At 71.9% G+C, this 19,035-nt stretch carries 20 protein-coding genes; 4 read left to right on the top strand and 16 right to left on the bottom strand.

Features of this window, described 5'->3' with window-relative positions; translation table 11 throughout:
- Positions 1 to 112: 112 nt before the first annotated feature.
- The 3 genes from rocD to ACVW19_RS00245 all read right to left on the bottom strand — a co-directional run bounded on the left by rocD (position 113) and on the right by ACVW19_RS00245 (position 2,787).
- Positions 113 to 1,339: an ornithine--oxo-acid transaminase gene (rocD, locus tag ACVW19_RS00255; RefSeq protein ID WP_457455385.1), complete on the bottom strand. Its 1,227-nt coding sequence runs from the start codon at positions 1,337 to 1,339 to the stop codon at positions 113 to 115.
- The gene (gene ddaH, locus ACVW19_RS00250; RefSeq protein WP_457455383.1) at positions 1,336 to 2,148 is read right to left on the bottom strand and encodes a dimethylargininase; all 813 of its coding nucleotides are present in this window, start codon (positions 2,146 to 2,148) and stop codon (positions 1,336 to 1,338) included. Before ddaH ends, rocD begins: the two co-directional genes overlap by 4 nt.
- 144 nt (positions 2,149 to 2,292) lie before the next feature.
- Positions 2,293 to 2,787 (bottom strand): Lrp/AsnC family transcriptional regulator, encoded by a 495-nt coding sequence (locus ACVW19_RS00245; RefSeq protein WP_457455381.1) that lies wholly within the window; start codon positions 2,785 to 2,787, stop codon positions 2,293 to 2,295.
- A gap of 74 nt (positions 2,788 to 2,861) precedes the next feature.
- Here ACVW19_RS00245 and ACVW19_RS00240 point away from each other — a divergent pair, with 74 nt between their 5' ends.
- The gene (locus ACVW19_RS00240; protein WP_279337257.1) at positions 2,862 to 3,038 is read left to right on the top strand and encodes a hypothetical protein; all 177 of its coding nucleotides are present in this window, start codon (positions 2,862 to 2,864) and stop codon (positions 3,036 to 3,038) included.
- A 21-nt stretch (positions 3,039 to 3,059) separates the two neighbouring features.
- Here ACVW19_RS00240 and ACVW19_RS00235 read toward each other — a convergent pair whose 3' ends face one another.
- From ACVW19_RS00235 to ACVW19_RS00200, 8 genes are all read right to left on the bottom strand, one after another.
- Positions 3,060 to 4,265 carry a sensor histidine kinase gene (locus ACVW19_RS00235; protein WP_457455378.1) on the bottom strand — a complete coding sequence of 402 codons (1,206 nt, stop codon included), beginning with the start codon at positions 4,263 to 4,265 and terminating at the stop codon, positions 3,060 to 3,062.
- A complete protein-coding gene (locus tag ACVW19_RS00230; protein WP_457455376.1) occupies positions 4,262 to 5,974 on the bottom strand; it encodes a sodium/solute symporter in 1,713 nt (570 codons plus the stop codon). Before ACVW19_RS00230 ends, ACVW19_RS00235 begins: the two co-directional genes overlap by 4 nt.
- 25 nt (positions 5,975 to 5,999) lie before the next feature.
- Positions 6,000 to 6,359 (bottom strand): hypothetical protein, encoded by a 360-nt coding sequence (locus ACVW19_RS00225; protein WP_457455373.1) that lies wholly within the window; start codon positions 6,357 to 6,359, stop codon positions 6,000 to 6,002.
- Positions 6,360 to 6,368: 9 nt separating this feature from the next.
- Positions 6,369 to 7,151: a LytR/AlgR family response regulator transcription factor gene (locus ACVW19_RS00220; RefSeq protein WP_453756900.1), complete on the bottom strand. Its 783-nt coding sequence runs from the start codon at positions 7,149 to 7,151 to the stop codon at positions 6,369 to 6,371.
- A gap of 104 nt (positions 7,152 to 7,255) precedes the next feature.
- Positions 7,256 to 8,206, bottom strand: coding sequence for a cytochrome c oxidase assembly protein (locus ACVW19_RS00215; protein ID WP_457455371.1), 951 nt, complete (start codon positions 8,204 to 8,206; stop codon positions 7,256 to 7,258).
- Between the two features lie 154 nt (positions 8,207 to 8,360).
- The gene (locus tag ACVW19_RS00210) at positions 8,361 to 9,386 is read right to left on the bottom strand and encodes a 6-phosphofructokinase (RefSeq protein WP_457455369.1); all 1,026 of its coding nucleotides are present in this window, start codon (positions 9,384 to 9,386) and stop codon (positions 8,361 to 8,363) included.
- Between the two features lie 247 nt (positions 9,387 to 9,633).
- Complete coding sequence (locus tag ACVW19_RS00205) at positions 9,634 to 10,362, bottom strand: type 1 glutamine amidotransferase (protein WP_457455367.1); 729 nt, start codon at positions 10,360 to 10,362, stop codon at positions 9,634 to 9,636.
- Between the two features lie 43 nt (positions 10,363 to 10,405).
- Positions 10,406 to 11,644, bottom strand: a complete 1,239-nt coding sequence (locus tag ACVW19_RS00200; RefSeq protein ID WP_457455366.1) for a MurT ligase domain-containing protein — start codon at positions 11,642 to 11,644, stop codon at positions 10,406 to 10,408.
- 148 nt (positions 11,645 to 11,792) lie between these two features.
- Here ACVW19_RS00200 and def point away from each other — a divergent pair, with 148 nt between their 5' ends.
- On the top strand, positions 11,793 to 12,338 hold the full coding sequence (gene def / locus ACVW19_RS00195) for a peptide deformylase (protein WP_457455364.1): 546 nt from the start codon (positions 11,793 to 11,795) through the stop codon (positions 12,336 to 12,338).
- 3 nt (positions 12,339 to 12,341) lie between these two features.
- On the opposite strand, the gene ACVW19_RS00190 is transcribed toward def, so the two are convergent.
- Positions 12,342 to 12,983: a TetR family transcriptional regulator gene (locus tag ACVW19_RS00190; protein WP_361458849.1), complete on the bottom strand. Its 642-nt coding sequence runs from the start codon at positions 12,981 to 12,983 to the stop codon at positions 12,342 to 12,344.
- 172 nt (positions 12,984 to 13,155) lie between these two features.
- Between ACVW19_RS00190 and ACVW19_RS00185 the strand changes: the two genes are divergently transcribed.
- Together ACVW19_RS00185 and ACVW19_RS00180 are read left to right on the top strand one after the other, a co-directional pair.
- A complete protein-coding gene (locus ACVW19_RS00185) occupies positions 13,156 to 14,388 on the top strand; it encodes an acyl-CoA dehydrogenase family protein (RefSeq protein WP_457455362.1) in 1,233 nt (410 codons plus the stop codon).
- A gap of 181 nt (positions 14,389 to 14,569) precedes the next feature.
- Entirely contained in the window at positions 14,570 to 15,232 is a 663-nt protein-coding gene (locus tag ACVW19_RS00180; RefSeq protein ID WP_202274598.1) for a transcriptional regulator, read from the top strand.
- A 42-nt stretch (positions 15,233 to 15,274) separates the two neighbouring features.
- Here ACVW19_RS00180 and ACVW19_RS00175 read toward each other — a convergent pair whose 3' ends face one another.
- From ACVW19_RS00175 to ACVW19_RS00160, 4 genes are all read right to left on the bottom strand, one after another.
- Positions 15,275 to 15,511, bottom strand: coding sequence for a DUF6213 family protein (locus ACVW19_RS00175; RefSeq protein WP_361458843.1), 237 nt, complete (start codon positions 15,509 to 15,511; stop codon positions 15,275 to 15,277).
- Between the two features lie 25 nt (positions 15,512 to 15,536).
- Positions 15,537 to 16,922, bottom strand: a complete 1,386-nt coding sequence (locus tag ACVW19_RS00170) for an NADP-dependent succinic semialdehyde dehydrogenase (protein ID WP_457455359.1) — start codon at positions 16,920 to 16,922, stop codon at positions 15,537 to 15,539.
- Positions 16,923 to 16,998: 76 nt separating this feature from the next.
- The gene (locus ACVW19_RS00165) at positions 16,999 to 17,463 is read right to left on the bottom strand and encodes an NUDIX domain-containing protein (RefSeq protein ID WP_457455358.1); all 465 of its coding nucleotides are present in this window, start codon (positions 17,461 to 17,463) and stop codon (positions 16,999 to 17,001) included.
- Positions 17,460 to 18,998: an ATP-dependent DNA ligase gene (locus ACVW19_RS00160; protein ID WP_457455356.1), complete on the bottom strand. Its 1,539-nt coding sequence runs from the start codon at positions 18,996 to 18,998 to the stop codon at positions 17,460 to 17,462. Before ACVW19_RS00160 ends, ACVW19_RS00165 begins: the two co-directional genes overlap by 4 nt.
- Positions 18,999 to 19,035: the final 37 nt, after the last annotated feature.

Below are 19,035 nucleotides of genomic sequence, written 5' to 3'. Positions count from 1 at the left end.
ACCGGGCAGGGGGCTTCCCGGGCGCCGTCCGAAAACGCCCGTTCCCACCCCCGGACAGCGGTCACGCAGGTCAGGCAGGTGGGAACGGGCCGGTGGCCGGGGTTCGGGCGGGTCAGCCGCCCTGGCCCAGCACCTTCCCCAGCGTCTCCAGGGCCTCCCGGAGCTCCTCGCCCCGGATGGTGAGCGGCGGGGCCAGCCGGATGGTGGACCCGTGGGTGTCCTTGACCAGGATTCCCTCCCGCATCAGACGCTCGCTCACCTCCCGGCCGGTACCCAGCACGGGGTCCACGTCGACGCCCGCCCACAGTCCGCGCGAGCGGAAGCCGACGACGCCCTTGCCGACCAGGGCCTCCAGCCCGCCGCGCAGCACCACGCCCAGTTCCGCCGCCCGGCGCTGGAACTCGCCCGTCTCCAGCAACTCCACCACCGCCGTACCGACGGCCGCGGCCAGCGGATTGCCGCCGAAGGTCGACCCGTGCTCCCCGGGGTGCAGCACCCCGAGCACCTCACGCCGGGCCACCACCGCCGACACCGGGACGATGCCGCCGCCCAGCGCCTTGCCGAGCAGCACCATGTCCGGGACGACCGCCTCGTGCTCCACGGCCAGCGTGCGGCCCGTACGACCGAGCCCCGACTGGATCTCGTCCGCGACGAACAGGCACCCGGCGCGGCGCGTCAGCTCCCGCACGCCCGCCAGATAGCCGTCGTCGGGGATGTTCACCCCCGCCTCGCCCTGGATCGGCTCGATCAGCACCGCGGCCGTCGTCTCGTCGACCGCCGCCTCCAGCGCCGCGAGGTCGTTGTACGGCACGATCCGGAAGCCGGGCGTGAAGGGACCGAAACCGGCGCGCGCGGTCTCGTCCGTGGAGAAACTGACGATGGTCGTCGTCCGGCCGTGGAAGTTGTCCGCCGCGACCACGATCGTCGCCCGGTCGGCCGGGACGCCCTTCACGTCGTAGGCCCACTTGCGGGCCACCTTCACCGCGCTCTCGACCGCCTCCGCGCCGGTGTTCATGGGCAGCACCATGTCCAGCCCGGTCAGCGCCGCCAGCCGCTCCGCGAACTCGGCGAGCCGGTCGTTGTGGAAGGCGCGCGAGGTGAGCGTGAGCCGGTCCAGCTGGCGGTGCGCCGCCTCGATCAGCGCGGGATGCCGGTGGCCGAAGTTGAGCGCCGAGTAGCCGGCCAGCATGTCGAGGTAGCGGCGGCCCTCCACGTCCTCCACCCACGCGCCCCGGGCGCTCGCGACGACCACGGGCAGCGGGTGGTAGTTGTGCGCGAGGACCGGCTCCTCCGCACCGATCAGCTCGGCGGACGAACGGGTGCGGATGGCAGAGGTCATGAGCGGATCTCCTGAGTGCAGCACTTGATCCCGCCGCCTGCCTTGTGGAACTCGGACAGGTCGACGGGGACGGGAACGTAGCCGCGGTCGGTGAGCCGGGCGGCGAGGCCTGTCGCCTCGGGGGAGATGAACACGTGGCGCCCGTCGGAGACGGAGTTCAGGCCGAACGCCGTCGCGTCCTCGCGGGTCGCGGTCACCGCGTCCGGATACAGCCGGGCCAGCACCTCGCGGCTCCCCGGCGAGAACGCCTCCGGGTAGTACGCGATGTTCTCCTCGTCCAGTGTGAACAGGGCCGTGTCCAGATGGTAGAAGTACGGATCCACCAGCGTCAGGCTGATCACGGGCACGCCGAAGAACTCCTGTGCCTCCCGATGCGCCTCACGGGTGGTGCGGAACCCGGTGCCGGCGAGGATCCAGCGTCCGGCGGGAACCAGGTCGCCCTCGCCCTCGCACACCGACTCGGGACGATGGACGTCGAAGCCCTCCGCCTTGAACCAGCTCTCGTACGGCACGGACTCGGGGCGCCGCTCGGGCGCCAGGAACAGGGAGCCGAGGACGCGGCCCTCGACGACGACCGCCGCGTTCGCGGCGAACACCATGTCGGGCAGGCCGGGCACGGGCCGCACGGTCTCCACGGTGTGACCGTGCGCGCGGTAGACGTCGACCAGCGTCCGCCACTGCCGCTGGGCCAGGGGGACGTCGACGGGACGGTCGGGACGCATCCAGGGGTTGATCGCGTACCGCACGGCGAAGTGCCCGGGGTCGCAGACGAGATAGCGCCGTGGGGACGGCACACGGGGACCGGTCACAGAGGGGTGCCTCCGCTTCCACGCGGTGTCATCAGGGGTGAGTCCACGGTAGAAAGCGACCGGGGCGGGCGACAAGGAACGAGAGTTGCGTGTTCACGCAGGAATACTGCGTGTTCCCACTGCTCGGCGCACGTCCGCTGCGTCCTACCCCGGGCCCTGGGGAGCCGGCTGGCTCGCCCCCGCCTCCGGACTCTCCGGGATGAGATGGGACAGCACCATCACGCTGATCGTCTTCCGGATGAACGGCTCCGCACGGATCCGCTCCAGCACCTCCTCGAAGTGCTCCACATCCCGCGCCCGCAGATGCAGCAGGGCGTCCGCGCCACCGGTCACCGTCATCGCCGCGGCGATCTCCGGGTGGTTGCGCACCACTTCCGCCAGCCGCCGGGGCGGCGCCGCCCCCTCGCAGTACACCTCGACGTACGCCTCCGTGCGCCAGCCCAGCGCCGACGGCTGCACCGTCGCCGTGAAACCGGTGATCACCCCCGTCTCGCGGAGCCGGTCCACCCGGCGCTTGACCGCCGTGGACGACAGCCCGACGGCCACGCCGATCTCGGCGAAGGACGACCGGGCGTTCGCCATCAGAGCGGTGACGATCTTCCGGTCGAGCTCGTCGAACGGTGCGGGCCTGCTGTTCATACCGGCACCGTAACGGCAGAACCGGGGCACCATGGAGGGAAACCGAACACCAGGACCATGAGGAGGGTGTCGCGATGCCCGGTTCCCACAACGGTTCGAACTCGACGAAGACCATGGGAGTGCTCACCATCGGCGGCCTCGTCGCCGTGACGGCCTACACGGTGGCGCTCGGCAGCAACGGATGGCTGTGGTTCGGCTGGGTCGTCCTGGGGCTGATCACCCTCGGAATGGTCGCCACGCGCAGCGCCTGAGCCGCCCGTGGCGTCCGGCGCTCACTTCGGCGTGAGCCGCCCCGCCAGGTGCACGCCCGGCTGGTACTTCGGCAGCCGGACGGTGACCCTCATGCCCGCGCCCACCGCGGTCTCGATGACGAGGCCGTAGTCGTCGCCGTAGACCTGGCGGAGCCGGTCGTCGACGTTGGACAGGCCGATGCCGCCCGTGTGGTCGACCTCGCGGGCGAGAACGCGCCGCAGCAGGCCGGGGTCCATTCCGGCGCCGTCGTCCTCGATCACCACGAGGGCTTCGGCGCCGGCGTCCTGCGCGGTGATCTGGATGCGGCACTTGTCGGCCTTGCCCTCGAGGCCGTGTTTGACGGCGTTCTCGACGAGCGGTTGCAGGCAGAGGAAGGGCAGCGCGACCGGCAGCACCTCGGGGGCGATCTGCAGGGTGACGGAGAGGCGGTCGCCGAAGCGGGCGCGGACCAGCGCCAGATAGTGGTCGATGGCGTGGAGTTCGTCGGCGAGGGTGGTGAAGTCGCCGTGCCGGCGGAACGAGTAACGGGTGAAGTCGGCGAACTCCAGGAGCAGTTCGCGGGCGCGCTCGGGATCGGTGCGGACGAACGAGGCGATCACGGCGAGCGAGTTGAAGATGAAGTGCGGGGAGATCTGGGCCCGCAGCGCCCTGAGTTCGGCCTCGATGAGGCGGGTGCGGGACTGGTCGAGGTCGGCCAGTTCGAGCTGGACGGAGACCCAGCGGGCCACCTCCCCGGCCGCCCGGACCAGGACCGCGGACTCACGGGGTGCGCAGGCGACGAGCGCGCCGTGCACCCGGTCGTCGACGGTGAGCGGGGCGACGACGGCCCACCGCACCGCGCAGTCGGGGGTGTCGCAGCTGAGCGGGAACGCCTCACCGCGGCCGGAATCGAGGGGCCCGGCCAGTCGTTCCATGATCTCGGTACGGTGATGGGCGCCGGCGCCGTCCCAGACGAGGACCTGCTCGCGGTCCGTGAGGCACAGGGCGTCGGTGCCGAGCAGGGAGCGCAGCTTGCGGGCGGATCTGCCGGCGGTCTCCTCGGTCAGGCCCGCCCGGAGCGGGGGCGTGGCCAGGGAGGCGGTGTGCAGGGTCTCGAAGGTGGCGTGCTCGACGGGCGTGCCGAGTCCGGCGAGACTGGCGGGCCGGGCGGTGCGCCGGCCGAGCCAGAAGCCCGCGGCCAGCAGGGGCAGCACGGCGACGCACAGGCCCGCCAGGAATCCGCTCACTTGGACACCTCCGTCCGCAGTTCCTCCGGCAGGTGGAACCGGGCGAGCACCGCCGCCGTGCCGGGCGGCACCCGGCCGGGGGTGGCCAGGGAGACCAGGACCATGGTGAGGAAGCCCAGCGGCACCGACCACAGGGCGGGCCAGGCGAGCAGCGCGTGCAGTGCGCCCCGGCCCGGGAAGCCGGCCATGGTCGCGGCGACGGCGACGAAGGCGGAGCCGCCCCCGACCAGCATGCCGGCCGCCGCCCCGGGCGGGGTGAGCCGGCGCCACCAGATACCGAGGACGAGCAGCGGGCAGAACGAGGACGCCGACACGGCGAAGGCGAGCCCGACCGCGTCGGCCACCGGCAGCCCGCCGACCAGGATGCTCGCCCCGAGCGGGACGGCCATGGCGAGCAGCGTGCCGAGCCGGAAGTGCCGTACGCCGCGTGCGGGCAGGACGTCCTGGGTGATGACGCCGGCCACGGCCATGGTCAGCCCGGACGCCGTGGACAGGAACGCGGCGAAGGCACCCCCGGCGACCAGCGCGCCGAGCAGGTCGCCGCCCACTCCTCCGATCATGCGGCCGGGCAGCAGAAGCACGGCGGCGTCCGCGCTGCCGGTGAGGGTGAGGTCGGGGGCGTACAGCCGACCGAGGGCTCCGTAGACCGGGGGCAGCAGGTAGAAGGCGCCGATCAGGCCGAGGACGGCGACGGTGGTGCGGCGGGCGGCGACGCCGTGCGGGCTGGTGTAGTAGCGGACCACCACGTGCGGCAGGCCCATGGTGCCGAGGAAGGTGGCGAGGATCAGGCCGTACGTGGCGTACAACGGGCGTTCCTCGCGGGACTCGGCCCGCGAGGGCGACAGGGCGTCGTCGGCGCCCCGCCCGGCGGCCGGGACCTCGGCTCCCTCGGCGAAGGTCAGCCGGGTGCCGCCGTCGATGCGGTGGGTGCCGGCGGGCAGGCGGAGTTCGGCGCCGGTGTGTTCGCGGCCGTCGACGGTGCCGTCCACGGTCACGGTCAGCGGCTCGGCGAGCCGCAGGTCGAGGGTGTCGTCGATGCGGACGGCACGCTGTTCGCGGAAGGCGGCGGGTTCGTCGAAGGCGTGGCTGGGCGCCCCGTCGCTCTGCCAGGCGAGGACCAGGAACAGTGCGGGCACGAGCAGGGCGGTGAGCTTGAGCCAGTACTGGAAGGCCTGCACGAAGGTGATGCTGCGCATGCCGCCGGCGGCGACGATGACGGTGACCACGACGGCGACGATCACTCCGCCGAGCCAGCCGGGGGTGCCGGTGAGCACGGTCAGGGTGAGTCCCGCGCCCTGGAGCTGGGGCAGCAGGTACAGCCAGCCGACGCCGACGACGAAGGCGCCCGCGAGCCGCCGCACCGTCTGCGAGGCGAGGCGGGCCTCGGCGAAGTCGGGCAGCGTGTAGGCGCCGGAGCGGCGCAGCGGGGCGGCGACGAACAGCAGCAGGACCAGGTAGCCGGCGGTGTAGCCGACCGGGTACCAGAGCATGTCCGGGCCCTGCACCAGGACGAGGCCCGCGATGCCCAGGAAGGAGGCGGCGGAGAGGTACTCGCCGCTGATGGCGGCGGCGTTCAGACGGGGGCCCACGGTGCGGGAGGCGACGTAGAAGTCGGAGGTGGTGCGGGAGATGCGCAGGCCGAAGGCGCCGACGAGGACGGTCGCCAGGACGACGAGCGCGACGGCGGGGACGGCGTAACTGGAGTTCACGGTGCCGGCGTTCCGTTCCCCGCCCTCAGCGGTCCTCGACGAGCCGCACGAAGTCGCGTTCGTTGCGTTCGGCGCGGCGCACGTACCAGCGGGCGAGCAGGACCAGTGGGGGGTACAGCCCGAAGCCGAGGACCGCCCACTCCAGCCGCCGGGCGTCCGGGGCCGCGGCGAAGACCAGCGGGAGCGGACCGATGAGCAGCATCAGGATCGCGAACACGATGAGACCGGTGCGCAGCTGGATGCGCATCAGGGAGCGGACGTAGGTGTGGCCGAGGGTGGTCTGCTCGTCGATCTCGGTCCGCGGGCGGTAGTAGCCGAAGGCGCGGCGGGCGCGGCGGGGCGGGCCGGTGACGACCACGCGGCGTTCGGTCGGGTCCTGGGGCACGCCGTCCCCCTAGCCCGTGGTCCGGCGCATCAGCAGGTCCCGCAGTTCACGGGTGTGCCGTCGGCTGACCTGGAGCTCCTCCGAGCCGATCAGGACGCTCACGGTACCCGCGTCGAGCCGGAGCTCCCCGATGTGGCGCAGGGCCACCAGGTGGCGGCGGTGGATACGGACGAAGCCGCGCGAGCGCCAGCGTTCCTCCAGGGTGGACAGCGGTATCCGTACGAGGTGGCTGCCGCGGTCGGTGTGCAGCCGGGCGTAGTCGCCCTGGGCCTCCACATGCGTGATGTCCTCGACGGCGACGAAGCGGGTCACACCGCCGAGCTCGACGGCTATGTGGTCCGGGTCGGGCTCGTGCACGGGGATGCGCGGGGTGCTGCCGTGCTGTGCCGCGGGCTGTGCCGCGGCGCGCGGTTCGGCGACGCGGCGGACCGCTTCGGCCAGCCGCTCCTTGCGGACGGGCTTGAGGACGTAGTCGACGGCCTTGAGGTCGAACGCCTGCACGGCGAAGTCCTCGTGGGCGGTGACGAACACGACGAGCGGCGGCCGGGCGAACCCGCCGAGCAGCCGGGCGAGGTCGAGTCCGTCGAGGCCGGGCATCTGGATGTCGAGGAAGACGACGTCGATGGCCTCGGGACCGTCGGGCCCGGACTCCAGGGCGCGGTTGATGCGGCGCAGCGCCTCGGTCGCGTCACCGGCGCCCTCGGCACTGCCGATGCGGGGGTCCGCGTTCAACAGGTAGAGCAGCTCCTCCAGCGAGGGGCGTTCGTCGTCGACGGCCAGAGCGCGCAGCATGAAGGTGGAGTCTAGGCGGGAATCCCACGTCTGGACATGTGCCGGACGTGGGCGTTCCCGCAAGATCCGGTGGTGGGGAAGCGAGGGAAGCGGAGACCGGGGACTCAGTTCCCGCGTGCGTGCAGGGAGGCCAGATAGGCGTTGTACGCCTGGAGCTCCTTGTCGCCGTCACGGTCCGCGGCGCGGTCGGTGCGCTTGGCGTGCCGCTTCTCCGAGGCGTACCACTGGAAGAGCAGCGCGATCAGCACCAGCACGGACGGGACCTCGCTGAACGCCCAGGCGATACCGCCGGCCGCGTTCTGGTCGGCGAGCGCGTCGATGCCGAGCGAGGCCGGCGGGTTCTGGAACGTGGTGACCATCGGCGTGGACGCCATCATCACCGCGATGCCGAAGAACGCGTGGAACGGCATGCCCGCGAACAGCTCCAGCATCCGCATGAGGTAGCCCGGCCGGTGCGGACCCGGGTCCACGCCCATGATCGGCCAGAAGAAGATCAGGCCGACGGCGAGGAAGTGCACCATCATCGCGATGTGCCCCACCTGGGAGCCCATCAGGAAGTCGAACAGCGGGGTGAAGTACAGCCCGTACAGGCTCGCGATGAACATCGGGATGGTGAACACCGGGTGGGTGACGATCTGGATGTAGCGGCTGTGCAGCAGCATCAGCAGCAGCTCGCGCGGCCCCTTGCGCCCGCGCCCCGCCGGCGGCAGCGCGCGCAGCGCGAGCGTGATCGGGGCGCCGAGCAGGATCAGGATGGGCGACACCATGCTGATCATCATGTGCTGCACCATGTGCACGCTGAAGATGACCATGCCGTAGTCGTTCAGCTTGGTGCACATCATGAGCATGATGCTCAGCACACCGAGGACGAACGAGACGGTCCGTCCCACCGGCCACTTGTCGCCGCGCCGCGTCAGGCGCACCACCGCCCAGCCGTACAGCGCCAGCCCCAGTAGGCAGGCGACGAGGAAGAACGGGTCCGCCGACCAGCCGAGTCCTCGCCCCAGCGTGAACGGCGGCAGATCCATGGTCATGCCGTGCCCGCTGTGATCCATCCGCCGGCTCCTGATTCGTGGGGGTTGTGCGCTGTCTGTCCGCACCAGAGTAGAACCGCCCCCCGCCGCGACTGCGACCGGGGGCGGTTCTGTTCACGGGTGTTGCGGGAGTCACCGGCCCAGGACGGCCCGGACACCGCGGGACGTCACGGGTCTACAGGACGAACTCCGCCTCCGCGTAGCGGTCCTCGGGCACCGTCTTCAACGTCTCGACGGCCTCCGCCAGCGACACCGTCACGATGTCCGTTCCGCGCAGCGCCGTCATCATCCCGAACTCCCCGCGGTGCACGGCCTCCACGGCGTGCCAGCCGAAGCGGGTGGCCAGCACCCTGTCGTACGCCGTCGGCGTCCCGCCGCGCTGGGTGTGCCCGAGGATCACCGGACGCGCCTCCTTGCCGAGTCGCGACTCCAGTTCCACGGAGAGCTGCCGCGCGATCCCGGCGAACCGCTCATGGCCGTAGACGTCCTTGCCGCCCTCGTCGAAGGCCATGGTCCCGGCCTTCGGCTTGGCACCCTCCGCGGCGACCACGATGGCGAACCGCTTGCCCGCCGAGAACCGCGCGCCGACCGTCGCGGTCAGCTCCTCGATGTCGAAGGGCCGCTCGGGCACCACGATCGCGTGGGCACCGGCCGCCATGCCGGAGTGCAGGGCGATCCAGCCGGTGTGCCGGCCCATGACCTCCACGATGAGCACCCGCTGGTGGGACTCGGCGGTCGTCTTCAGCCGGTCCAGCGCCTCGGTCGCCACCCCGACGGCCGTGTCGAAGCCGAAGGTGACGTCCGTGACGGCGATGTCGTTGTCGATGGTCTTCGGGACGCCCACTATCGGCAGCCCGTGGTCCGACAGCAGCCGGGCCGCCTTCAGCGTGCCCTCACCGCCGATCGGGATGATCGCGTCGAGGCCGAGTTCCTGGACATGGCCCCTGGCCCGCTCCACACCGTCCCGCAGATGCTCGGGACGCACCCGGGAGGAGCCGAGGATGGTGCCGCCGCGGGAGAGGATGCCGCCCACCGCGTCGAGGTCGAGCTTGAGGTAGTCGCACTCCAGGAGGCCCTTCCAGCCGTCCCGGAAACCGATGACCTCGTCGCCGTGGTCGACGACCGCGCGGTGCACTACGGACCGGATGACGGCGTTCAGACCGGGGCAGTCTCCGCCGGACGTGAGGACACCAATACGCATAGCCCGAAACAACCTTCTCGCCGTGGGCCGGGACCGGACCGCGTCGTCCGGCTCGATCCCCGCCACCCTAGCGGCATCCGGGGGTGGGTCCGCAGCGCGCGTCCGCCTACTGGACGAGCCCGCTCACCTGTGCGGACCAGCCGTCAGACGGGCCGGGGGCGCCCCTTCGGGCCCCGGCCCGCGCCCCGGTGTCCACGGGCTCGCGGACACCGGGGCGCAGGCCGGGGCGGACGTCGTGGCGTCGGCTTTACGCGGGCTGCTGCGAGGCCGCGATGCGCTCGTTGCGCAGCGCCTCGTACCAGTGGTCGTCGGTCGGCGGCAGCGCGTTGACGTCGAGCGCCAGCTTCAGCAGCAGGTCCGCGATCTGCGGGTTGCGGGCCAGTACCGGACCGTGCATGTACGTGCCGAACACGGTGTCGTTGTAGGCGCCCTCGGTACCGTCCCCCGCGCCGTTGCCGTTGCCGAAGCGCACCCGGGCGAGCGGGCGGGCCGTCGGGCCGAGGTGGGTGACGCCCTGGTGGTTCTCGAAGCCGGTCAGCGGCGGCAGGCCGAGCGGCGCGTCGATGTCCCCCAGCACGTCGCCGACGCACCGGGCGCCCTCGCCGCGCACCGAGACGACGTCGAGCAGGCCGAGGCCGGGCTCCCGCTGGCCGAGGTCGTTGATGAACTCGTGGCCGAGGATCTGGTAGCCGGCGCACACCGAGAACACGATCGCGCCGTTCTCCACCGCCCGCTGCAGTCCGCCGTCCCGGCGCAGCCGCTCGGCCGCGAGCCGCTGTGGGCGGTCCTCGCCGCCGCCGATCAGATAGATGTCGCCGGAGGTCGGGATCGGCTGGTCGCTGCGCACGTCGAGCCGGGCCACGTCGAGGCCGCGCTGCCGGGCCCGGCGCTCCACGACGAGCACGTTGCCCTGGTCGCCGTAGGTGCTGAGCAGGTCGGGGTAGATCCACACGATCCGCAGACCGTTGTCGCTCATGAAGTCACTGTCCTTGTGAGTACGTCGCGATACGTCGCCCGCGTCAGTTGCCGACGCGGCGGCGCAGGTCCTGGAACGCGGTGTAGTTGGCGATGACCTCGATCCGGCCCGGCGGGCACTGCTGCAGTGCCTGATCGAGGTCGTCGCAGACCTGGAACTGCTGGTTCGCGACCTCGAGCCGCACCGCGAGGTCCAGCTTCCGGTCGCCGAGGACGACGATCGGGTGACCGGTCAGCCGGGTGTAGTCGACGTCCCACAGCCAGGAGGTGTCGGTGCCGTCGGCGGAGCGGGCGTTCACCGAGAGGATCACCGGGGTGGGCGGCGGGTCGATGAGGGAGAACGTCTCCAGCCAGCCCGCGGGGTTCTTGGCGAGCAGCAGCCGCAGGTCACGGCCCTGGTGCTGGACGACGTCGTAGCGGCCGGCCACGGCCTGCACCTGGTACATGCGCTCCAGGGCGACCTGCGGCGGCACCCCGAACACGGCGGCGACGGCAGCGGAGCTCGCGGCGTTGGCCTTGTTGGCGCGGCCCGGCAGCTGGAGGTGGATCGGCCAGGCGGAACCGTGCGGGTCGAGGACGTGGTCGCCGGAGAGCGCCCAGGACGGGGTGGGCCGGCGGAAGCCGCACTCGCCGCAGAACCAGTCGTCGCCGGGGCGCTGCATCACACCGCCGCAGGACGGGCACGACCAGGCGTCGTCCTTCCACATCTGGCCCGCGGCGACCCAGATCACATTGGGGGAGGAGGAGGCGGCCCACACCACCAGCGGGTCGTCGCAGTTGGCGACGAGGACCGCCTTGGAACCGGCCAGGCCCTCGCGCCAGTTCTCCGCGAGCATACGGGTCTCACCGGCCCGGTCGAGCTGGTCGCGGGAGAGGTTGAGCAGGGCGATGCACTTGGGGTCGGTGTCCCGGGCGACACCGGCGAGGTACTTCTCGTCGACCTCGATGACGCCGAACTTCGACTCCGAGCCGCCCGCGAGTGCCGAGGTGATGCCGGCGGGCATGTTGGCGCCGAGGGCGTTGGACACGACCGGTCCCGCGGCGCGCAGGGCCTCCGCGATGAGCCGGGTGGTGGTGGTCTTGCCGTTGGTCGCGGAGACCAGGACGCAGTCCAGGTTCTGCGCGAGCCGGGCGAGGAGATCGGGGTCGAGTTTGAGCGCCACCCGGCCGCCGATCACCGAACCGCTGCCGCGTCCCGCGGCACGTGATGCCGCTGCGACCGCCTTGCCCGCGGTCACGGCCAGCTTGGCCCGCGGCGAGAGCGGGTCCGAGTTGCCTGCCATCAGTTCTCGATCCTCCTTGCGTACGCGCCGCGCCTGTGGCTGGCGGCCACGTGGTGTGGACCTCAGCCTATCGAGGTCCATTCGCACTCCAGAACCATGGCACCACCGATGAGACGGGCGTTGTTGAGAGGACCGTACTCTGAGGGCCATGCGACACGGTTCCATCCCGGGCGTCCACGGACGCGTCCGGCCCCTCACCCTGCTCGGCGACCCGGTGCTGCACGCACCCTGCGCGGAGGTCACCGACTTTGGTCCGGAACTGGCCCGCCTCGTGGAGGACTTGTTCGCCACGATGTACGCCGCGCAGGGTGTGGGCCTGGCCGCCAACCAGATCGGTGTGCCGCTGCGGGTGTTCGTGTACGACTGTCCGGACGACGAGGACGTCCGTCACCTGGGCCATGTGGTCAACCCGCGGCTGGTCGAGACGGACGGTGTGGTGGTGCGCGGCCCGGAGGGCTGTCTGTCCCTGCCCGGCCTGGAGGCGGGGACGGAACGTCACGACCACGCGGTCGTCGAGGGCCGCACGGTGACCGGGGAACCGGTCACCGTGCACGGCACCGGGTTCTTCGCCCGGTGCCTGCAGCACGAGTGCGACCACCTGGAGGGCCGCGTCTACGCCGACCGACTGACGGGCTGGCGCCGGCGCAGGCTCACCCGCCAGGCACGGCGGGCTTCCTGGAGCGGGCGCGGCTGAGGTTCAGAAACCGGGGCCGCCGACCCGGTCGTCGGCCGCTGCCAGCCGGCCCCACAGCAGATCGGCCAGGCTGCGCACCAACTCGGCCCGGGAGCAGGGGCGTTCGCCGAGCCACCAGTCGCCGGCCGCGTGCATCATGCCGACGATCCCGTGCCCCCAGACGCGGGCCAGCTGCTGGCTGCCCGGTCCGAGGTCCAGCCGCTCCTCGATGACCTGGGCCAGTTCCTCGCCCATGCGCCGCAGCAGCGGTGCCGAGTGCTTGCCGACGTCGAAACCCTGGTCGCCCGGTGAGCCCTCGGCCGGGTGCATCAGGAACCGGTAGACCTGAGGGCGCAGCTCGATGGCCGCGAGGTAGGTGTCGAGGGTGTTCTCGACCCGCTCGCGCCGGTCCGCCGGGGCGTCCAGTGCCTCCCGCAGTGAGGCCAGGAGAGCGTCGGTGTGCCGCTGGGCCAGGGCGGCGTACAGTCCTCCCTTGTCACCGAAGTGCCGGTAGAGGATCGGCTTGGTGATGCCGGCCTCGGCGGCGATCGCGTTCATGGAGGCGTGAGGGCCCTCGCGGAGCACCACCCGGTCGGCGGCCTCCAGCAGCTCGCGCCGGCGGCGGTCGGCGGACCGTTGCTGATCGGTCCGCTGCGTGGTGTCCATGATCTCTCCCCACCCGTGCTGATTCGGTGACGCCTGCGCAAACTAACACTGACGGCGCGCCGGGTATCGGACGGGATCCGAGGGGGCCGGGGGAGTTGACTTTCCCTACCGGCCGGTAACAGACTGCGGGTTACCGTAAGTAACATGCGCGTGCGCCGCCGCTGGAGGGGACATGGCCGAGTTCACCATGGAGCTCAACGAGGAACAGAAGGAAGTCCGTGACTGGCTCCACGGCTTCGCAGCCGATGTGATCCGCCCCGCGGCCGCCGAGTGGGACGAGCGCGAGGAGACCCCCTGGCCGGTGATCCAGGAGGCCGCCAAGGTCGGCATCTACTCCCTCGACTTCTACGCCCAGCAGTACTTCGACCCCACCGGCCTCGGCATCCCCACCGCCATGGAGGAACTGTTCTGGGGCGACGCCGGCATCGCCCTGTCGATCGTCGGCACCGGTCTCGCCGCCGTCGGCGTCCTCGCCAACGGCACCGAGGAGCAGATCGGCACCTGGATCCCGCAGATGTACGGCGACGCCGACGACGTCAAGCTCGCCGCCTTCTGCTCCTCCGAGCCCGACGCCGGCTCCGACGTGGCCTCCATGCGCACCCGCGCGGTGTACGACGAGGCCAAGGACGAGTGGGTGATCAACGGCACCAAGACCTGGGCGACCAACGGCGGCATCGCCAACGTGCACGTCGTCGTCGCGGTCGTCGACCCGGAACTCGGCTCCAAGGGGCACGCCTCGTTCATCATCCCGCCGGACACCCCCGGCTGCTCCCAGGGGCAGAAGTTCCAGAAGCACGGTATCCGCGCCTCGCACACCGCCGAGGTGATCCTGGACGACGTGCGCGTCCCCGGCTCCTGCCTGCTCGGCGGCAAGGAGAAGCTCGACGAGCGCCTCGCCCGTGCCCGGGAGCGTGCCGGGCGGAGCCGAGAGGGGGAAAGGGTGAAGAACGCCGCGATGGCCACCTTCGAGGCGTCCCGCCCGGCGGTCGGCGCCATGGCGGTGGGCACCGCCCGCGCCGCCTACGAGGTCGCCCTGGAGTACGCGCAGACCCGCGAGCAGTTCGGCCGCCCGATCATCGACAACCAGGGCGTCGCCTTCCAGCTGGCCGACATGCGCACCCGGATCGACGCCGCCCGCCTCCTGGTGTGGCGTGCCTCCTGGATGGCGGTCAACGGCAAGCAGTTCACGGCGGCCGAGGGATCGATGTCGAAGCTGTACGCCAGTGAGACGGCCAAGAAGGTCACGGCCCAGGCGATACAGATCCTCGGCGGCAACGGCTACACGCGCGAGTACCCGGTGGAGCGGATGCACCGGGACGCCGCGATCTACACCATTTTCGAGGGCACGAGCGAGATCCAGCGTCTGGTCATCGCCCGTACCCTGTCGGGCATGCCCATCCGCTGAGTCCCGGCCGCGAGGAAGGACGACGCCGGCCCGGCGGTGTGGGTCACACCGCCGGGCCGCCGTACGGCGGGGCCGTCACACCGCCGGGGCACGCCGGCTTACACGGCCCCCGTTCCTGGGAGACGATGGTGGGGGAGCCGGCCGCACGACCGACCGGCCGACCGACGCGACGGAGGCCGCGATGACGCGCACGGCCGGGGAACTGCTGGAGACGATCACGCGGGAACTGGCCCCGGACCCGCGGTCCAACCCTCTCGTGCCGCTGATCGCCCGTGGTGAGGCCGACCGGGACACCCTGGCCGCGCTCGCCCTCGAGCAGCACCGGGTGATCCCCGCGGACCGCCGGGCGTTCCGGCACCTGGCGGACAGGTCCGCGGACCAGCCGCGGGCCGCCGCGTACTTCACCGCCCTCGCCGAGGGCGAGGCGCTGGCGGCACGGCGGCTGGACGCCTTCGCCGCGGCGTGCGGCGTGGGCGGCGACCGGGCAGGGACGTACGACCCCCTGCCGGGCTGCCAGGCGTACCCCGCCTACATCGCCTGGCTGGCCCTCAACGCCGCGCCCGCCGACGCCGTACTGGCGGTGACCGCCAACTTCTCGGCGTGGGGCGGCTACTGCGCCACCATCGCCGAGGCGCTGCGCACCCACTACGGCTTCACCGACGAGGCCTGCGCGTTCTTCGACTTCTTCGCCGAACCGGCCCCGGACCTGGACCGGACGGCCACGGAAGCGGTCCAGGCCGCCCTGGACGCGGGCCGCCTCGACGAGAACCGTGCCCGGGGATACGGTCATCTGCTGCAGAGCTACGAGGCGTTGTTCTGGAGGACGCTGCTGCGACCCGTCTGACCCCGTCCGACGGGGAGCGACGGCCTCACACCGCCGTACCGTTCAGGGCGCGCTCCCGCTGCTGTGGGCGATGCAGGCCACGTCGATCCGGTCGGCCAGCTTCGCCAGCTCGATCGTGAGCGCGGCCACCGTGTCCTCGTCGAGCCGGTCCTCCCCGGCCTCCACGAGTCGCAGCCACCGCCCGCCCACCGTGCGCAGCAATTTGCTCACGTCCGCCGCGGAGACCTGCAGGGTACCGCGGTCGTCGACGATCAGAGGCAGAGTCACTTCGCGGTTCACAGTCGGGATCGTAGTCGTGGGAACGTCACGCACCGTGCCAAACCGTGGTGATGTTGCAGAACTCGCGGATTCCGTGCCCGGACAGCTCACGCCCGTACCCGGACCGCTTGACCCCGCCGAACGGGAACGCCGGATGGGACGCCGTCATCCCGTTCACGAAGACGCTGCCCGCCTCCAGATCCCGGACGAACCGGTCGACCTCGGCCTCGTCACGCGTCCAGACGTTCGAACTCAGGCCGAACAGCGAGTCATTGGCGATCAGTACCGCCTCGTCCAGGTCCGCCGCCCGGTACAGCGTGGCGACCGGGCCGAAGGCCTCCTCCCGGTGGACGCGCATCTCCCGGGTGATCCCGGTCAGAACGGTCGGCGGGTAGTACCAGCCGGGCCCGTCGGGCCGCTCACCGCCGCACAGCACGCCGGCCCCGGAACGTACGGCGTCGTCGACCAGTTCCTCCAGGTCGGCGCGGCCCTGCTCGCTGGAGAGGGGGCCGACATCCGTCTCCTCGTCCATCGGGTCGCCGGTCCGCAGGGCCCGCATGCCCGCGGTGAAGCGCTCGGCGAAGGCGTCGTAGACGTCCGTGTGCACGATGAAGCGTTTGGCGGCGATGCAGGACTGCCCGGTGTTCTGCACCCGCGCGGTGACCGCGACCTCGGCGGCCCGGTCCAGGTCTGCGGAGGGCATGACGACGAACGGGTCGCTACCGCCCAGTTCCAGCACCGTCTTCTTGATCATCTCCCCGGCGGTGGAGGCGACCGCCCGCCCCGCGGGTTCGCTGCCCGTGAGGGTGGCCGCCTTGACCCGCTCGTCCCGCAGGATCTCGTCGACCGCGGCGGAACCGATGAGCAGCGTCTGGAAGCAGCCCTCGGTGAAGCCCGCCCGGTGGAACAGGTCCTCCAGGTACAGAGCCGTCTGCGGCACGTTCGAGGCGTGCTTGAGCAGGCCCACGTTGCCGGCCATCAGCGTGGGCGCCGCGAACCGTACGACCTGCCACAGCGGGAAGTTCCACGGCATCACGGCGAGCACCGGGCCGAGCGGCCGGTAGCGCACCAGGACCCGGGAGGCGCCGGAGTCCTTCACGTCGGAGGCGTCGGGTTCCTCGTCGGCGAGGAGTTCCGCCGCGTGATCGGCGTACCAGCGCATCGCCTTGGCGCACTTGGCGGCCTCGGCGCGGGCCTGCTTGACCGGCTTGCCCATCTCGGTGGTCATCACCCGGGCGATGTTCTGCCGGTCCTCGTCGAGGAGGTCGGCGGCCCGGTGCACCAGGCGGGCACGCTCCTCGAAGGACGTCGTCCGATACGTGCGGAACGTGGCCTCCGCGAGCTGGAGCCGGCGCTCGATCTCCTCCTCATCCATGGCCTGGTACGTCTTGAGCGTCTCGCCGTTCGCCGGATTCACCGTTGCGATGGGCATGGCTGGCCTCCTCGGGACGGGCTGTGCTTCTCGACCTTCCCGCGCGGCGATGGGCGTCGCAACGCGGAAGGGCTCCTCAGGGCGAGTGCTCCGCCAAGCGGTCGAGAAACGCCGTCTGTGCCGTGACGACCAGCTCCCGGGCCCGGTCCAGGGCGAACCACTCCACCCGGTCCAGCTCGGGGAACTCCTGGATCCGCCCCGACCTCGGCGGCCACTCCATCTCGAACGTGCCGGGCACAGCAGCCGCCGGGTCGAGGTCGGCCTCGACCGCCCAGACCGTGACGGTCTTGCCGCCGGACTGCCGGACCTCACCGAGCGGTACGGCCTCCCCGTCCGGGGGCGGCAGCCCCAGCTCCTCCTGGAACTCGCGGCGGGCCGCGTCCCAGGCAGGCTCACCGGGGTCGTACTCGCCCTTCGGGACGGTCCAGGCGCCGGCCTCCCGGCGGGCGAAGAACGGGCCGCCCATATGGCCGAGCAACACCTCGAGCCCGTGATCGGTGTGTCGGAACACCAGCAGACCGGCGCTCCGGGCACCCTTCACGGCCGTACCTCGGGGTGCGCGGCGAGCAGCGTCTCCACCGTGTCCGCCTCCCGGGGAAGCTTGTCCTCGCGATAGCGGACCACGCGGGCGAAGCGGAGGGTGACACCGGCGGGGTAGCGGGGGGAACGCTGGAGTCCGTCGTAGGCGATCTCCACGACGAGTTCCGGGCGTACGGTGACGACGTACCCGCTCTCGTTCACGGCCAGCTCTCGCAGCCGCTCGGTCTGCCAGGTCAGCATCGCGTCGGTCAAGCCCTTGAACGTCTTGCCGAGCATGGCGAAACCGCCGTCGGCGGTGCGCGCGCCCAGATGCAGGTTCGACAGCTTGCCGGTGCGGCGGCCGTGGCCCCACTCGGCCGCCAGCACCACCAGGTCGAGCGTGTGCACGGGTTTGACCTTCAGCCAGGAGGTGCCGCGCCGGCCCGCACTGTAGGGGGCGTCCAGGTCCTTGATCACGACGCCCTCGTGGCCGCGCGCCAGCGTTTCGGCGAGGAACTCCTCCGCCGCGCTCAGGTCCTCGGGGCCCGACACCAGAGTGCGGCGGACCCGCATCGGCTCCGGGACCAGCCGGGCCAGCTCCGCGTGCCGCTCGGTGAACGGCAGGTCCAGCAGGTCGCGGCCGTCGACGGACAGCGCGTCGAAGAAGACGGGGGAGACGGGCACCTCCCGGGCGGCCGTCGCCACGTCCACCCGCGAGCCGACCCGCCCGGCGGTCTCCTGGAACGAGCGGGGGTGTCCGTTCTCGTCGAAGGAGATGACCTCCCCGTCCAGGATGAACCGCTCGCCCCGCAACTCCAGGGCCGCCGCCGTCACTTCCGGCAGCCGGTCCGTGATGTCGTCGCGGGTGCGGGTGTGCAGGCGCACGGTGCCGCCGTCGCGGTGGACCTGGACGCGGATGCCGTCGAGCTTCTCCTCGACCGCGCAGGCCCCCAGCTTCTCGACCGCCTCGGCGACGGAGGAGGCACTGTGCGCCAGCATGGGCAGCACCGGGCGGCCGACGGTGAGCCGGAACCGCTCCAGCGCCCCGGGGCCGTCCGCGAGCAGCGCCCCGGCCACCGACTGGAGCGAACCGGCCAGCATCACCGCCCGCCGCACATCGGCCGACGGCGCCCCCGTCGCCCGCGCCAGTCCCTCCGCCGCGACCGCGTCCAGGGCACCCTGCCGGACCTCGCCGGTGAGCAGCCCGAGCAGGAACCGCTGCTCGTCCTCGGTGGACGCGCCCAGCAGCTCGCCGACCAGCAGGGCCCGCTCGGCCTGGGAGCCCGGACCGGACACCTCGCCCAGCGTGGTGAGCAGCGCGTCGACCTCGCGCACGGTCAGGGTCGGCTCGGCGGCGGGGGCGACCGGACGGCTCAGCACCTTCCAGCCGACCCCGATGCGGCCCTGGGGCAGCCGACCCGCCAGATACGGGATGACGATCGGCACGTCGTCCGCCTCCGCCTCCCGGAACAGCTCGGCGAGCAGAGCGATTTTCCGGGACCGCGCCGAGGTGGCCGCGACCTCCTGGGACACACGGGCCAGCCGGGACAGCAGCATGCGGCCATGGTGCTACGGAGGTGGGCACTTCACACCC

This window comes from Streptomyces sp. TE5632, assembly GCF_054061295.1.
The sequence above is the reverse complement of the archived record's forward strand: the minus strand, read 5'-3'. Positions and strand labels throughout refer to the sequence as shown.

Excerpts from the sequence above, each read along its gene's own strand:
- rocD (WP_457455385.1), bottom strand. The coding sequence starts at position 1,339 with ATGACCTCTGCCATCCGCACCCGTTCGTCCGCCGAGCTGATCGGTGCG.
- ACVW19_RS00245 (WP_457455381.1), bottom strand. The coding sequence starts at position 2,787 with ATGAACAGCAGGCCCGCACCGTTCGACGAGCTCGACCGGAAGATCGTC.
- ACVW19_RS00240 (WP_279337257.1), top strand. The coding sequence starts at position 2,862 with ATGCCCGGTTCCCACAACGGTTCGAACTCGACGAAGACCATGGGAGTG.
- ACVW19_RS00220 (WP_453756900.1), bottom strand. The coding sequence starts at position 7,151 with ATGCTGCGCGCTCTGGCCGTCGACGACGAACGCCCCTCGCTGGAGGAG.
- ACVW19_RS00215 (WP_457455371.1), bottom strand. The coding sequence starts at position 8,206 with ATGGATCACAGCGGGCACGGCATGACCATGGATCTGCCGCCGTTCACG.
- ACVW19_RS00210 (WP_457455369.1), bottom strand. The coding sequence starts at position 9,386 with ATGCGTATTGGTGTCCTCACGTCCGGCGGAGACTGCCCCGGTCTGAAC.
- ACVW19_RS00205 (WP_457455367.1), bottom strand. The coding sequence starts at position 10,362 with ATGAGCGACAACGGTCTGCGGATCGTGTGGATCTACCCCGACCTGCTC.
- ACVW19_RS00200 (WP_457455366.1), bottom strand. The coding sequence starts at position 11,644 with ATGGCAGGCAACTCGGACCCGCTCTCGCCGCGGGCCAAGCTGGCCGTG.
- def (WP_457455364.1), top strand. The coding sequence starts at position 11,793 with ATGCGACACGGTTCCATCCCGGGCGTCCACGGACGCGTCCGGCCCCTC.
- ACVW19_RS00190 (WP_361458849.1), bottom strand. The coding sequence starts at position 12,983 with ATGGACACCACGCAGCGGACCGATCAGCAACGGTCCGCCGACCGCCGC.
- ACVW19_RS00185 (WP_457455362.1), top strand. The coding sequence starts at position 13,156 with ATGGCCGAGTTCACCATGGAGCTCAACGAGGAACAGAAGGAAGTCCGT.
- ACVW19_RS00180 (WP_202274598.1), top strand. The coding sequence starts at position 14,570 with ATGACGCGCACGGCCGGGGAACTGCTGGAGACGATCACGCGGGAACTG.
- ACVW19_RS00170 (WP_457455359.1), bottom strand. The coding sequence starts at position 16,922 with ATGCCCATCGCAACGGTGAATCCGGCGAACGGCGAGACGCTCAAGACG.
- ACVW19_RS00160 (WP_457455356.1), bottom strand. The coding sequence starts at position 18,998 with ATGCTGCTGTCCCGGCTGGCCCGTGTGTCCCAGGAGGTCGCGGCCACC.